The following is a 15,045-nucleotide window of genomic DNA, read 5'->3' on the forward strand; positions in this document are numbered from 1 at the left end:
GGCGGGCCGCCCACCTCTGTCCAGGTCAGATGCAGCACGGCACCGCCGTCTTCCACGACACCGCGCGCGGTCAGCACGACCTTACCCTTCGGCACCGACAGCGACCCGTATTTCAGGGCGTTCGTCGCCAGCTCGTGCAGGACCAACCCAAGTCCAACCGCCTGATCGGGGCCCAGCAGGATTTCGTCCTTATGGAGCTCGACCTGTTCGGCATAGTCGCTGACATAGGGGCGCAACTGCTTCGATATCAGTTCCGAGAGGTGGATCGTGCCCCATTCGTAATCGGACAGCAGCCCGTGCGCGTCCGAGATGGACTGGAGCCGGCCGGCGAACGCAGTCATGAACTCGGCGGGATCGCTCGTCTGTCTAAGCGTCTGACGGGCGAGCGACTGCAGCATCGCCAAGGTATTCTTGACCCGGTGGTTCAGTTCCTTGAGCAGAAGCCGCGTCCGCTGCACCGAAGCCTGCTGGTCCGTGACATCGATGGTCATGCCGAGGAAGGTCAGCGGAGCACCCTTGCCGTCGCGGTCGTGTACCCTGCCGCGCCCGAGGAGCCAACGCTCGCCGTCGCGAACGCGAAACATGCCGTCATATTCCTCGTTCACGGCCATGGCCTGCCTGAGCTTGGAAAACGTTGCAATGCGGTCATCGGGATGGATGGCGGCGAAGATCGTCCTGGCGCCGACCGAGCGTTCGGGCGGCAGCCCGAACATGCGCATCATCGCGCCGTTACCCGCAACGGTGCCGGCGCGGATATCCCAAAGCCAGCTGCCGACATTCGCTGCGTCGAGCGCCATGGCGAGACGCTGTTCCTCGCGCGAAAGCGCCGCTTCCTTCAGCGCGCGCCGGCGCGCCTCCTCCTTGAGCTTGAGCAGCGATGCGGCAATACCGGCAATCCGGCGAAGCTCATCGATCAGTTTCGGCGCGATTTCCTTGCGCGGCGCCACGTCGAAGACACAGACAGTGCCGACCGCCTGACCGTCCAAGAGAATGGAAGCACCGGCATAGAAGCGGAGAAACGGGGCGTCAATGACCCTCGGCCGATGCCGAAATAGTGGATGCTGCGACGCATCGAGCACGACAAAGACGCCGTCGGGATCCGCGACCGTGTGGAGGCAAAAAGATTCGTCGCAGCGCCGCCGTGTTTCCGTCGTTCCGACGGCCGCCTTGAACCATTGCCATTCACTATCAACGAGGCTGACGAGGGCAATCGGGGCGCTGAACAAGCTTGCCGTGAGCTTCGCGAGACCGTCGAAGTCGGCGTCCGGCACCGCCATATCAGGCACGGCGGCATGCAGGACGCTAAGCCGTTCGCGGGCATCGAGCACTTGCGCTACCGTTGGAAGCATCGCCTCGGTCTTCTCGCGCATCCGGTCCAACTCCAAACTCGCGCACCCGCCAGAAGCAGGACCTCTCCTAGTTTAGAAGGTTCCCGCCCCACCGCAGTACCTAGTGCTCCGAGCAAAAAAGCAGGACTGCCGTCGACTTGCAACGGTCTGGCCTCGAGAGCGCACGACAATCACGAAACGAATGCGCGCGAGGTGATGGGCGCCGAGGTCTCATCGGGGCCGTAGTCGTTCTCGCCTTGCACCTGGAGAATTTCCTGAAGGCGCTGGCGCGCGCGATTGACGCGGCTCTTGATGGTGCCGAGCGCGCAGCCGCAGATTTTAGCAGCTTCTTCGTAGGAAAAGCCGGAGGCACCGACCAGGATAATCGCTTCGCGCTGGTCCGGAGGCAACTGATCAAGGGCACGCCGGAAATCCTGGAGATCGAGTGAACCGTATTGCTCGGGATGGTGGGCAAGCGATTCGGTGAAATGGCCGTCACTGTCCTGGATCTCCCGACCGCGCTTGCGCATCTGGCTGTAGAGCTCATTGCGCAGGATCGTGAAGAGCCACGCCTTCATGTTCGTGCCGATCTCGAAATGGTCCTGTTTCGCCCAGGCCTTCATGATCGTGTCCTGCACGAGATCGTCGGCTCGATCGTGGCGGCCGATGAGCGACATGGCAAAGGCGCGCAGGCTGGGAAGCGCCGCGAGCATCTCGCGCTTGAATTCTTGATTTTCAGACGGCATCCGGCGCCTACTCCCTCCCTTGCAGAACCGATCGGCCTTGCGGAGTCGAGTGCTGTTCAGCTGCGTCCAGCTTTTCCAGCAAATCAAGAAAACGTGCGGGAATCGCCTCTTCCTGCACGGACTGATAGAGCGCTTTCAGCTTCGCCGCGATCTGTACATTCGGATCACCGGTCGACGAGCTCATGCCGATCGGCCGCCCTGCCCCTGAACTATATCTCATTTTGCAATCGTCACCTTTGAGTTCGCCTCCACCATAACGCAGGAAAAAAATGAAATGTTCCACCGCGGAACCTTTTTTTCAGCCGGGCGTTTCCGCGTCGAGACAAGAACCGAAGACATGACTGAGGGAGTCCTGAATGACACTGTCTAACCGGATCGCGCCGCTCCTGCCCTATCTGCGCCGTTATTCCCGCGCTTTGACCGGCTCACAAACCTCGGGCGATGCCTATGTGGCGGCCGTTCTTGAGGCTCTTATCGCGGATACCGCGATCTTTCCCGAAGCGAGCAATGACAGGGTCGCTCTATTTCGTCTTTATACCTCCTTGTTCGGCTCATCCTCGGTCCTGATCCCTGAGCCGGTTTCGCCCTTTGCCTGGGAACAGCGGGCATCGGTCAACCTCGCGGCGGTATCGCCGCTGGCGCGTCAAGCCTTCCTGCTCGTGTCGGTCGAAGGCTTCAGCACTAACGAGGCTGCGGAAGTGCTTGACGTCGATACAGACAAATTGAGCGCGCTTCTCGAGCGGGCATCGCAGGAAATCTCGCGTCAGGTTGCGACCGATATCATGATCATCGAGGACGAACCGTTGATCGCGATCGACATCGAGCAGATGGTCAAGAGTCTCGGCCATCGCGTCACTGGCATCGCACGGACCCGGGACGAGGCAATCGCTCTTTACAAGGACACGAAGCCCAGCATGGTGCTCGCCGACATCCAGTTGGCGGATGGAAGTTCCGGCATAGATGCCGTGAACGAGATCCTGAAGACCGCCGCCATTCCGGTGATTTTCATCACCGCCTTCCCCGAGAGACTGTTGACCGGCGAACGGCCCGAGCCGACCTTCCTCGTCACGAAGCCCTTCAACCCGGAAATGGTCAAGGCACTTATCAGCCAGGCGCTATTCTTCAATGAATCGACAAAAGCGGCCGCCTGAGTCGCATCTGTCGGCGATTGCCGTCGTCGAAAAGATCACAATGGGCTTAACGCAAAACAGCCAGTGCCGAGGGAAGGGCACTGGCTGAGCTTTATCAACTCACAGAGGGGATGTGAGTTGGGCAACCGGCGGTATGCCTCCGGCGTCACATTGGGGGCGATGTGCGCCACCGTCCGGTTGTCTGCTCAAACGCGCACGTAAGAAAAAAGTTCCGAAAAAAATTGCCGGCTACTCCATCGCTTCCAACTCCGCGCGATGCCGGTAAAGGGTCAGAAACCGCTGATAGTCGCGATCGTAGAGATTGCGCAAGGCAGCATTGGGAAGACGTTCCTGACCATTGGACCCCATTGCCGTCCCCGCCGTTGCGAGATCGCAGTAAAGTCCGCCGGCAACAGCAGCCGCCATCGCTGTGCCGAGCAGCACGGCATCGGGCGTTTCGGGCGCAACGACGCGGCAGCCGGTCGCATCGCAATAGAGCTCCATCAGCAGCGGATTGCGCACATGACCGCCGGTTACATGCAGCGTATCGAGATTGTATCCCGCCTCTTTCATCATTTCGAGAATGTGCCGGATGCCTAGCGCGATCGCGACACAGGCGCGCCAATAGAGACGGCAAAGCGCATCGAACGATGAATCGAGCGCGAGACCGCTGATGACGCCGAGCGCGTGCGGATCGGCGAGCGGCGATCGGTTGCCGTGAAAATCGGGAAGAACGTGCAGCCGATCGGCGAAGGCCGGGCCATGAAGCGCGCGCAGTTCCTGCACGCGCTGGATGATCTTCATGTGCGTCTCCGCGGTCGGTTCCCGCCCACCGCCATGCACGCGCACGATATGATCGAGGAGCGCGCCCGTCGCCGACTGCCCGCCCTCGACCAACCAGCAGCCCGGAAACACCGCCTCGAAATAGGGCCCCCACATGCCGAAGCCAGGCTTCATCTCGCGTGAAAAGGCGACAATACAGCTCGAGGTGCCGGCGATGAGGGCGAGTTGCCGTTCGAGATTTGCGGGCTCGGCGGCAAATCTGCCGAGCACGCCGAGCGCGCCGGCATAGGCATCGATCAGTCCCGGTGCAACCCGGCATTCCGTGTCGAGGCCTAGCTCCCCGGCCGCCGTTGCGGTCAGGGTCCCGACTGCGCTGCCAATGGGCAGGGTTTCCTCAGGCAGCCCCCCTCGGTCGAGAAGGTCCGCAAGGCCGATCTCTTCGAGATAGTCGGCCTGCCAGCCTCTCTCCTTATGCGCGAGATAATTCCATTTTGCCGTGAGCGTACAACGCGATCGCGCCGTGCTGCCGGTCGCGCGCCAGGACATGTAATCCGCAAGATCGAAAAAATAGCCGGCCCTTTCCCATTGCCCGGGAAGGTTTTGCTTCAGCCACATCAACTTCGGCATTTCCATCTCCGGCGACATCACGCGGCCGGAATGGTGAAGGACGGGATGCTCTGTCGACGTGCAGAAATCGGCCTCTTTGAGCGCCCGGTGATCGAGCCAGACGATCGTGTCCCAACGCGCGTCACCGGCACGATTGACCGAAAGCGGTGCGCCGTCACGATCGCGCACGACCAGCGAGCAGGTCGCGTCGAAACCGATCGCCGCGACATTATCCGCGGCGACACCGGCCTTGTCGCGTGCCGCCTTGACCGCCCCGCAGACCGCCGCCCAAATGTCCTCGGAATCCTGCTCGGCGTGGTTTTCTTCCGGCCGGTTCATGGCAATCGGCCTGTCGGCCCGCGCGAGAAGCTTGCCTTTGCGGTCAAAAATGCCGGCACGGGCGCTACCGGTGCCGATATCGACCGCAACGACATATTCGCGCATCAATGGATGTCTCCGTCCCGAGATCACGATGATTTGAGAGGTCAGAACGGCATGTGGTCATGCTGCATTGCCGCCATCCTGCTCTGACTTATTGCCGGACAAACTGTATCAATTCGCCCATATCGTCAAACAGGACATCGGGGTGAAGTTGCGCCAGCGCTTGCCGATGCCGGTCGTTTCGCGCGTGGCTGGCGCCGGCGAAGGCAAAGACGCGCATGCCGGCCGCTTTCGCAGCCTCGATACCGGCCGGACTGTCTTCCACGACGACGCAATCGGCGGACGCGTAGCCCATTTGCTCGCTCGCATAGAGGAAGAGATCGGGCGCCGGCTTGCCGTGCGTAACCATGCTGGCGCTGAAGATGTGCGGCTCGAAGAGATCGATCAGCCCGGTCACCGTCAGGGAAAGACGAATGCGCTCGGGCTGGCTCGACGACGCAACGCAACAGGCCCCGTCGAGCTGTTCGACCGCCTGGCGAATGCCTCGAACGGGCTTCAGTTCCTCGCGAAAGCGCGCATATAGGCGCGTGCGCATGCCTTCGAGAAAGGCGTCGTCGGTCGCAAGGCCGTGTTCGTCATGAAGGATGGCGGACATGCTTTTAAGGCTGCGGCCGAGGAAGCGCGCGCTCGCCTCGGCCGTCGTCATCGATATGCCCGCGGCATCCAGCGCCTCGACAAGGACGGCAAGCGAGATCGGTTCGCTGTCGACCAGGACGCCGTCGCAGTCGAAGATCACCAGCCTAGCGCGGTCCGCCATCGGCGCTATTCCCCGAGGTTGCCATCCAGATAAAGCTGCAGCGTTGCGCGCGTGCCCTTTTCCCAGAGCGTTTTCAACGCATGCCCGAAACGCCGCCGGAAGAGATCGGACCGGGCGACGTCGCCGAAAATATCGGAAAGGGCGAGGAAAGCCATCGGGTCTTCCTTCGCCGCAAGCGCGGCGGCGTGCAGCCGGTCGGCGCTTGCGTCATTGAAGACGATATCCTTGCCGCTGTCCGATTTGCCGGCGAAATAGCGGCACCAGAGAGCAGATACCAGCGACAGCCCGACCACATCTTCACCACGGCGCAGGCGATCGGCGGTCGACGGCAGGATGAATTTCGGCTGGCGGTTCGAACCATCCTGGGCCAGCCGCGGAATGGTGTCGCCGATCTTCGGATTGGCGAAGCGTGTCTCGATGAGCCGGTAATAGTCGTTGAGATCCGTGTCCGGCACCGGCGGGATGACCGGGATGATTTCGTCTTGTTCGAGCTTTGCCAGGAAGCCGCGGATCAAGGGCTCCTCCATCGCCTCATGGACGAAATGGATATCGAGCAATGCCGCCGGATAGGCGATTGCGGCATGGCCGCCGTTGAGGATGCGGATCTTCATGTGCTCATAGGGAGCGACGTCGGGAACGAACTGGACGCCGACCTTTTCCAGTGCCGGACGGCCTTGCGGGAAATGGTCCTCCAGCACCCATTGCTTGAATTCCTCGCAAAAGACCGGCCAGGCGTCGTCGATGCCGTATTCCGAGGCGACGAAACCGATTTCGCGGGCGCCCGTCGCGGGCGTGATGCGGTCGACCATGCCGTTCGGAAAGGCGACATTGGCATCGATCCAGTCTGCGAAGGCGGGATCCGAGAGGCGTGCCAAGCCGGCAACGGCCGCGTGCGTCACCTCGCCATTGCCAGGGATATTGTCGCAGGACATGACGGTGAAGGGCGGAATCCCCCTCGCCCTGCGCTCGGCAAGGCCCGCGAGAATGAGGCCGAAGACAGTCTTCGGCGAAGCCAGATTGCGCGCGTCCTCGACGATTGCCGGATGGGCAGGATTGAAGACGCCGGACGCCGGATCGATGAAATAGCCGCCTTCGGTGATCGTCAACGATACGATGCGAATGGACGGGCTTGCGAGCTGCGCCACGATGGCCGGTGTATCACCGGGCTTGAGATAGGCGATCATCGCGCCGGTGACATGTGCGCCCGTGCGATTGTTGTCCTGCTCGACCACCGTCGTCAGGAAATCCTGCGCTTCGAGCTTGGCCCGCATGACCTCGTCCGACGGCAAGACCCCGGCCCCGATGATCGCCCAATCACGGTCGATCCCGAGATTGAAGAGATCATCGAGATAGACGGCCTGGTGAGCGCGGTGAAAATTGCCAACGCCGAAATGGACGATTCCGGCGCGAAGATCGTGCCGACCGTATTTCGGAACGCCAGCCTTGGCCTTGACGGTGTCTAGTGTGGCAAGGGAGAGTCTGGTCGTCATCCTATCGTTCCTTTCGGGGCTCGTCCTGCAACGAAACCTCAGCTCATCCAGTTGCCGCCATCGACGTTGTAGGTCTGGGCGACGACGTAGTCGCTTTCCGAGGAGGCGAGGAAAATCGCCATGCCTGTCAGATCTTCGGCGGTGCCCATCCGTCCGTAAGGCACCTCCTCGCCAACCAGGCGCTTCTTTTCGCCGAGCGGACGGTTCTCGTACTTGGCGAAGAGCGCATCGACGCCATCCCAGTGTTCGCCATCAACGACGCCCGGAGCGATCGCGTTCACGTTGATGCGATGCTTGATGAGATTGAGCCCGGCCGATTGGGTAACGCTGATAACGGCCGCCTTGGTTGCGCAATAGACGGCGACCAGTGCCTCGCCGCGGCGCCCAGCCTGGCTCGCCATGTTGATGATCTTGCCGCCGCGCCCCTGCGCGATCATTTGCTTGGCCGCCGCCTGCAGGGTGAAGAGCGTACCGGCGACATTGATCGAAAACAGTTTCTCGTAGCTTTCCCGGGTGATCTCGACGATCGGCGCCAGATCGAAAAGAGCGGCATTGTTGACGAGGATATCCAGGCCGCCCGCGTGCTCGACAACTGCAGCGATCGCCGCATCGATCGATTCCTGTCGGGTCACGTCCATTTGCACGGCATAGGCGGCTGGTCCGATTTCCTGAGCCGTCTGCTTCGCCCGCTCGATATTGATGTCGGCGATCGCGACGGTGGCCCCCTCGCGCACATAGGCCTCGGCGAAGGCACGGCCGATACCCCGCGCGGATCCGGTGATCAGCGCGCTTTTCCCTTCAAGACGTTTCATCGAATTGCCAATCCCCTTTCGTCAAACTTGTGCAGGCGCTGGACATCCGGCGTCAGGAAAACCGGATCGCCATGGGTGACGCCGAAGTCGCCGCTGACACGCGCCGTCAACGTGCCGATGCCGTCGGCATTCACATGGAGGAAGGTGTCGGAGCCGAGATGTTCAGCCACCCCGACTGTGCCCCGCCACGTTCCCTGTTCCTTGGAAAGGGCCAGATGCTCGGGACGGATGCCGATCGTGTGGGCCTGATAGGCGGCGGCCGGCGCCCCGGAAATGAAATTCATCTTCGGCGAGCCGATGAAGCCGGCAACAAAAAGATTGTCCGGCTTGTGATAGAGATCGAGCGGCGAGCCCACCTGCTCGATGCGCCCGCGATTGAGCACCACGATCTTGTCGGCCATGGTCATGGCCTCGACCTGGTCGTGGGTGACATAGACCATCGTTGTCTTCAGTTGCTGGTGAAGCTGGCTGATTTCGAGACGCATGTTGACGCGCAGCGCCGCATCGAGGTTCGAAAGCGGCTCGTCGAACAGGAAGGCTTCCGGCTGCCGGACGATCGCCCGCCCGATCGCCACGCGCTGGCGCTGACCGCCGGAAAGCTGGCGCGGCTTGCGGTCGAGATAGTCGGTGAGGTTCAGCACCCGCGCGGCGTCCGCCACCTTCTTGTCGATCACCGCCTTGTCCTCGCCTGCCATCTTCAGGGGAAAGGCGATATTGGAACGCACGCTCATATGCGGATAGAGCGCATAGGACTGGAACACCATCGAGAGGCCGCGCTTTGCCGGCGGCAGGTCCGTCGCCTTTTTGCCGTCGATGACGATCTCGCCGTCGCTGACGTCCTCCAGGCCGGCGATCAAGCGCAAAAGCGTGGACTTGCCGCAGCCGGACGGTCCGACGAAGACGACGAATTCACCGTCATTGATATCGAGGTCGATCGAAGGGATGACGGCGTGGGCGCCGAAGACTTTCGATACGTTCTTGAGTGTGATGCTTCCCATGGTCGTATCCTTATTTGACCGCGCCGAAGGTCAGGCCGCGTACAAGCTGCTTCTGCGAGAACCAGCCGAGTATGAGGATGGGGGCGATCGCCATCGTCGAGGCCGCCGAGAGCTTCGCGTAGAACAGGCCTTCCGGGCTCGAATAGGAGGCTATGAAGGCGGTCAGCGGTGCCGCTTTCGCCGCGCTCAGGTTCAAGCTCCAGAACGCTTCGTTCCAGGCAAGAATGATATTGAGGAGCAGCGTCGAGGCAATGCCGGGGATCGCCATCGGCGTCAGCACATAGATGATCTCCTTGGAGAGAGAGGCGCCGTCCATACGCGCCGCTTCCAGGATCTCGCCGGGGATTTCCTTGAAATAGGTGTAGAGCATCCAGATGATGATCGGCAGGTTGATCAGCGTCAGGACCATCACCAGGCCGGTACGGGTGTCGAGAAGCCCGGAATTGCGGAACATCAGGTACATCGGCACCAGCACGCCAACGGGCGGCATCATCTTCGTCGACAGCATCCACATCAGCACGTCCTTGGTGCGCTTCGTCGGCGCGAAAGCCATGGCCCAGGCCGCGGGAATGGCGACGATGAGACCAAGCAGCGTCGAGCCGAAGGAGACGACCACTGAGTTCATGAAGTGCTTGAAGTAGTTCGACCGGCTCTGGACTTCGAAGTAGTTCTCGGTCGTCCAGTCGAAGAAGAGGAATGCCGGCGGCGAGGCGATCGCTTGCGCCTCCGTCTTGAAGCTCGTCAGGAACGTCCAGAGGATCGGGAAGAAGATCAGGATGCCGATCGTCCAGGCGACGACCGTAACAACCAGCTTGCGTCGGGTCGAGACATTGCGTGCCATGACTTTCAAGCCTCCAGCGTCTTGCCGATCATGCGCATCAGGAAGAATGCGACGATATTGGCGAGGATGACCGCGATGATGCCGCCGGCGGATGCGCCGCCCACGTCGAACTGCAGGAGAGCCTGCGCATAGACGAGGAAGGTGAGATTCGTGCTCTGCGTGCCCGGACCACCGTTGGTGGTGACGAGGATTTCGGCGAAGACGGACAGCAAAAAGATCGTCTGGATCAGGATCACCACGGTGATCGCCCGTGAGAGATGCGGCAGCACCAGATAGAAGAAGCGGCTCCAGGCGCCGGCGCCGTCCATCTGCGCGGCCTCCTTCTGTTCCTCGTCGAGCGACTGCAACGCCGTCAGCAGGATGAGCGTCGCAAAAGGCAGCCATTGCCACGCGACAATGAGGATGATCGAGAAGAGCGGCGCATTGGCGAGGAAGTCGAAGGGCTGCAGGCCGACGAGTTTGGCGAGCCAGGCAAAGAGCCCGTTCACCGGGTTCATGAACATGTTCTTCCAGACGAGCGCCGCGACGGTCGGCATGATCAGGAAGGGCGCAATCACCAGGATGCGCACGATCCCCTGCCCGAACATCGGCTGGTCGAGAAGAAGTGCGAGGGCGATACCGCCGATCACCGTGATGAACAGCACGCCGAGCACGATCGCGAGCGTGTTGAAGATGGCCTGGAAGAATGCCGGATCGGTCAGGAAGTAAGTATAGTTCGAGAACCCTGCAAACTCCTCCATTCCGGGCATCAGCAGATTGTAGCGCAGAAGCGAGAAATAGATGGTCATGGCCAGCGGAACGATCATCCAGGCCAGAAGCAGAAGCACCGAGGGCGCGATCATCAGCCGCGCGGCGGAGCGGGTGTGCAAGGTCGCCATGGCGTCCTCCCGTAGTTATCAACGCTGTTCCATGAAGGCTGCGCGGTTTACGCGCATGCCGGACGCGCCGTGACCGATCTAAAAAAGTCAGAGCGGGAAGCGGAAAACCCGTTCCGCTTTCCCCATCCCGCTCTGAGAGTTGCCGGGACACCAGCCGTTTCCAGCCAGCGCCCCGGCCCTTGGGAGCCCTATTTGATGTAACCTGCCTTGGTCATTTCGCGGGTCGACAGTTGCTGCGCGCTGGCAAGCGCCTGATCGACACTCATCTGACCGGCAAGCGCTGCCGAGAAGACCTGGCCGACCGCAGTGCCGAGGCCCTGGAATTCCGGGATCGCGACGAACTGCACACCGACATAGGGCACCGGCTTGACCGCCGGGTTCTTCGGGTCGGCCGCGTTGATCGAGTCGAGCGTCATCTTCGCGAACGGCGCCGCCTTCTGGTATTCCGGGTTCTCATAGAGAGACGTGCGGGTACCGGGGGGAACGTTTGCCCAGCCTTCCTTCTCGGCGACGAGGTTCAGATAGTCCTTGCCAGTTGCCCAGGCGATGAACTTTTCGGCCGCCTCGGTCTTCTGCGAGCCTGCGGGGATTGCGAGGTTCCACGCCCAGAGCCAGTTGCCGCGTTTGCCAAGGCCGGTATCGGGGGCAAGCGCGAAACCGACCTTGTCGGCAACCGTCGATTCCTTCGGGTTTGTTACGAAGGAAGCGGCAACCGTTGCGTCGATCCACATGCCGCATTTGCCGGTCTGGAAGAGTGACAGGTTTTCGTTGAAACCGTTGGAGGAGGCACCGGGCGGGCCTGCCTCATTCATCAGCTTGACATAGAAGTCGAGCGTATTTTTCCATTCGGGCTGATCGAACTGCGGCTGCCATTTCTCGTCGAACCAGCGTGCGCCGAAAGCGTTCGCCGTCGCCGTCAGGAAGGCCATGTTCTCGCCCCAGCCGGCCTTACCGCGCAGGCAGATGCCGTAGATTTCACTGTTCTTGTCGGTGATCTTGCGGGCAGCATCCGCGATGAAGTCCCAGGTCGGGGCATCGGGCATCGTGAGCCCGGCCTTCTCGAACAGGTCCTTGCGATACATCACCATCGAGCTTTCGCCATAGAATGGCGCGGCATAGAGCTTGCCGTCGATCGTCAGGCCGCTGCGGATCGCCGGCAAGAGGTCATCGACATCGTAATCGGCACCAAGGTTGTCGAGCGGCAGGAGCCAGCCCTGCTTCGCCCAGATCGGCACTTCGTAAGTGCCGATCGTCATGATGTCGTACTGGCCGCCCTTCGTCGCGATATCCGTCGTCACGCGCTGGCGCAGCACGTTTTCCTCGAGCGTTACCCACTCGAGCTGAATGTCGGGATTTTTCGAGGTGAAATCATCCGTCAGCTTCTGCATCCGGATCATGTCGCCGTTGTTCACGGTCGCAATGGTGAGGGTTTCTGCTTGGGCCAGACCCGCCAGAGCGACTGCCGAGCACGTGCCCAGCAGGAAAGTTCTCAAATTCATCGACTTCCTCCCAGAAGAATTGAGCATTTGCCTTGCTCATGGGCAATTACTCACCCGTTGACGCAAAATGTCAATCTGCATTCGTTGCTGCGACGCACCCGAAACTGTTAATGGCCTGTTTCAGCTATGGATTTTTTTATCGAGCGCGCCGGACCGAATGCGCTCCTGAGCGTCCCGGACGCTCGATATCGCCCGAGTCAATCTCGCTTGAATCACGCGCCGAGCAGAAAGTCAGCGGTGGTTTCGTCGGTGATGAGGCCGTTGATGATGCGGCCCTTGAGCGCCGCGCGGAGCGCCTCGTATTTGCGCTTGCCCTTGGCAATGCCGATGACCGATGCCCGGTCGCGTGGGGGAAGCGGAATGGAGGCGACACGTTCGTTGATGCTGCCCGTGAGCAGTTCGCCGTCGTGATCGAACATCCAGCCGCAAATCTCGCCTGCGGCACCGGCTGCCATCAGTCGCTCCATTTCCTCGCGCGCCAGAAAGCCGTCCTCGCACAGCGGTGCGTCCGGCCCGAGTTCGCCCACGCCGACGAAGGCGGCATTGGCTTCCGCGCCGAGCTTGAGAGCGAGCTTGACGAGACTCTGGTTGTGAAGGACCTCGCGCTCCTCGGGCGACGAGACGAGAACCGGCAGGGGCATGGGGAAATGGCGCGCCTTGATCGTGTCCGCCATGCTGAAGATGACATTGTAGTAGGCGGCCGAGCCATCGAGCCTGATATTGCCGGTGAGCGACACGATCCGATGCTGCGGGCATTCCATCGAGGGCAACTGGTCGATCGTCGCTTTCAGCGTGCGCCCCGTCCCGATCGCGAGAACCACCGGGTCCGTCGACTTCAGCCAGCGCTCGATCTCGACAGCGCCCGCTTCGGCGATCCCGACAGTTGTCGAACTCGAGCCCGGATCGCTCGGCACGACATCGACGTGCTTCAGCTCATATTTTTCCCTGAGTCGGGCGGCCGCCTCGAGACAGGCGGCAATCGGATGATCGAGCCGAACCTTGATCAGTCGCTCGGCCATGGCGAGGGAAACGAGGCGCTGCGCCGATTGCCGCGAGATGCCCATGATCGAAGCGATCTCGTCCTGCGTTCGGCCGGCGACATAGTACAGCCAGCCAGCGCGGGCAGCATCGTCCAGCCTGTTGTTGGTCTCCGGCCTGCGCGCCATACGATTATCTCCTTCCCCTTTGATTTGCTGCCACTATTTGCACTGCCCTGTCAAACAAACGTGCGGAGTGAATCGGACGCATGAAGAGAAAGCCCCGGTTCTCAGGGCGTTCGGCAAGTTTCCGAAGTAAACTTTTACCGTTTGATAAAAAAATAAAGCGTGTTACCGTTCTCTCATCCTGAGAAAACATTGGGAGCTAAAAATGGGAACGACGCAATCTGGGATCCTTGGCGGCCGGCTGCCGCTCAAGGAATACGAAGCCAATTTCTCCGACCTTCATCCGCCGCTCGACAAACACGAGGCGCTGGTCGCTTCCGACCGCTGTTACTTCTGTCATGATGCGCCGTGCATGACGGCCTGTCCCACCTCGATCGACATCCCGATGTTCATTCGGCAGATTGCCACGGGCAATCCGATCGGCTCGGCAAAGACGATTTTCGACCAGAACATACTTGGCGGAATGTGCGCCCGCGTCTGTCCCACCGAAACGCTCTGCGAGCAGGCCTGTGTGCGCAACACCGCCGAGGAGCGCCCGGTCGAGATCGGCAGACTGCAGCGTTACGCGACCGACATCGCGATGAAGGAGAACAAGCAATTCTACGTGCGAGCCGCATCGTCGGGTCGCAGGGTAGCTGTGGTCGGTGCAGGACCTGCGGGGCTTGCCTGCGCTCATCGGCTCGCGGTCAATGGCCACGACGTGGTGGTCTACGATGCGCGCGAAAAATCCGGCGGACTCAACGAATACGGCATCGCCGCCTACAAGTCTGTGGACGATTTCGCCCAGAAGGAGGTCGACTACGTCCTTTCGGTCGGCGGCATCGAGGTGCGCCATGGGCAGGCGCTTGGCCGCGACTTCTCGCTTGCCGACTTGTCGGAGCAATATGATGCCGTCTTCCTTGGTCTCGGTCTTGCCGGCGTCAATGCGCTCAGGATCGAGGACGAGAATGCCGAAGGCGTTGACGACGCCGTGGACTTCATCGCCGCACTCCGGCAGTCGAAGACCAAGGCCGACATCCCGGTCGGCCGGCGGGTCGTGGTGCTCGGCGGCGGCATGACCGCCATCGACGCGGCCGTCCAGGCGAAGCTGCTCGGAGCCGAGGAGGTGACGATCTGCTACCGCCGCGGCAAGGAACACATGAATGCCTCCGAGTTCGAGCAGGATCTCGCAACTTCCAAGGGCGTCACCATCCGCCACTGGCTGCAGCCGAAGCGCATCGCGCTGAAGGATGGCAAGGTCGCTGGCATCGAACTTGAGTACACCACGCTTGACAACGGCAAGCTGACGACAACAGGGGAAACGGGTATCATCGCAGCCGACCAGATTTTCAAGGCCATCGGCCAGACCTTCGAAGCCTCTGGCCTCGGCGCGCTTCAGTTGGAGGGCGGACGCATCGTCGTCGATGCGGAAGGCCGCACGTCGCTCGCCAGTGTCTGGGCGGGCGGCGACTGCGTGCTGGGCGGAGAGGACCTGACCGTTTCCGCCGTCGCCATGGGGCGCGACGCCGCCGAATCGATCAACCGGGCTTTCGCCGCGGCTCAGCCGCTGGCGAGCGCCGTCGCGTAAGAAGCG

Annotated in this window: 14 protein-coding genes; 2 read left to right on the forward strand and 12 right to left on the reverse strand. The window is 61.4% G+C overall.

The window, feature by feature from the left end:
* The 3 genes from GHK62_RS15480 to rsiA1 all read right to left on the reverse strand — a co-directional run.
* A partial coding sequence (locus GHK62_RS15480; RefSeq protein WP_153440055.1) for a sensor histidine kinase occupies positions 1-1,370 on the reverse strand: 1,370 nt, incomplete at its 3' end.
* Between the two features lie 149 nt (positions 1,371-1,519).
* Positions 1,520-2,074, reverse strand: coding sequence for an RNA polymerase sigma factor (locus tag GHK62_RS15485; protein WP_153440056.1), 555 nt, complete (start codon positions 2,072-2,074; stop codon positions 1,520-1,522).
* 7 nt (positions 2,075-2,081) lie between these two features.
* A complete protein-coding gene (gene rsiA1, locus GHK62_RS15490; protein WP_380785505.1) occupies positions 2,082-2,258 on the reverse strand; it encodes an anti-sigma factor RsiA1 in 177 nt (58 codons plus the stop codon).
* 172 nt (positions 2,259-2,430) lie between these two features.
* Between rsiA1 and GHK62_RS15495 the strand changes: the two genes are divergently transcribed.
* Entirely contained in the window at positions 2,431-3,225 is a 795-nt protein-coding gene (locus GHK62_RS15495) for a response regulator (protein ID WP_153440057.1), read from the forward strand.
* Between the two features lie 228 nt (positions 3,226-3,453).
* Here GHK62_RS15495 and GHK62_RS15500 read toward each other — a convergent pair whose 3' ends face one another.
* The 9 genes from GHK62_RS15500 to GHK62_RS15540 form a co-directional block, all read right to left on the reverse strand.
* Positions 3,454-5,037, reverse strand: coding sequence for an FGGY-family carbohydrate kinase (locus tag GHK62_RS15500; RefSeq protein WP_153440058.1), 1,584 nt, complete (start codon positions 5,035-5,037; stop codon positions 3,454-3,456).
* An 88-nt stretch (positions 5,038-5,125) separates the two neighbouring features.
* On the reverse strand, positions 5,126-5,791 hold the full coding sequence (locus tag GHK62_RS15505; protein WP_153440059.1) for an HAD family hydrolase: 666 nt from the start codon (positions 5,789-5,791) through the stop codon (positions 5,126-5,128).
* A 5-nt stretch (positions 5,792-5,796) separates the two neighbouring features.
* Positions 5,797-7,281 (reverse strand): mannitol dehydrogenase family protein, encoded by a 1,485-nt coding sequence (locus GHK62_RS15510; protein WP_153440060.1) that lies wholly within the window; start codon positions 7,279-7,281, stop codon positions 5,797-5,799.
* Positions 7,282-7,319: 38 nt separating this feature from the next.
* Positions 7,320-8,093 carry an L-iditol 2-dehydrogenase gene (locus GHK62_RS15515; protein ID WP_153440061.1) on the reverse strand — a complete coding sequence of 258 codons (774 nt, stop codon included), beginning with the start codon at positions 8,091-8,093 and terminating at the stop codon, positions 7,320-7,322.
* Positions 8,090-9,091, reverse strand: coding sequence for an ABC transporter ATP-binding protein (locus tag GHK62_RS15520; protein ID WP_153440062.1), 1,002 nt, complete (start codon positions 9,089-9,091; stop codon positions 8,090-8,092). The genes GHK62_RS15515 and GHK62_RS15520 overlap by 4 nt, the downstream gene beginning before the upstream one ends.
* Before the next feature lie 10 nt (positions 9,092-9,101).
* A complete protein-coding gene (locus GHK62_RS15525; protein WP_153440063.1) occupies positions 9,102-9,932 on the reverse strand; it encodes a carbohydrate ABC transporter permease in 831 nt (276 codons plus the stop codon).
* A gap of 5 nt (positions 9,933-9,937) precedes the next feature.
* Positions 9,938-10,810: a carbohydrate ABC transporter permease gene (locus GHK62_RS15530; protein ID WP_153440064.1), complete on the reverse strand. Its 873-nt coding sequence runs from the start codon at positions 10,808-10,810 to the stop codon at positions 9,938-9,940.
* A 188-nt stretch (positions 10,811-10,998) separates the two neighbouring features.
* The gene (locus GHK62_RS15535; protein ID WP_153440065.1) at positions 10,999-12,309 is read right to left on the reverse strand and encodes an ABC transporter substrate-binding protein; all 1,311 of its coding nucleotides are present in this window, start codon (positions 12,307-12,309) and stop codon (positions 10,999-11,001) included.
* Positions 12,310-12,521: 212 nt separating this feature from the next.
* On the reverse strand, positions 12,522-13,475 hold the full coding sequence (locus GHK62_RS15540) for a sugar-binding transcriptional regulator (protein ID WP_153440066.1): 954 nt from the start codon (positions 13,473-13,475) through the stop codon (positions 12,522-12,524).
* A 202-nt stretch (positions 13,476-13,677) separates the two neighbouring features.
* Here GHK62_RS15540 and GHK62_RS15545 point away from each other — a divergent pair, with 202 nt between their 5' ends.
* Complete coding sequence (locus GHK62_RS15545; RefSeq protein WP_153440067.1) at positions 13,678-15,039, forward strand: NAD(P)-dependent oxidoreductase; 1,362 nt, start codon at positions 13,678-13,680, stop codon at positions 15,037-15,039.
* The last annotated feature ends 6 nt before the right edge of the window (positions 15,040-15,045 follow it).

Origin of the sequence: Sinorhizobium terangae (assembly GCF_009601505.1) — a bacterium.
Taxonomy (GTDB): domain Bacteria; phylum Pseudomonadota; class Alphaproteobacteria; order Rhizobiales; family Rhizobiaceae; genus Sinorhizobium; species Sinorhizobium terangae.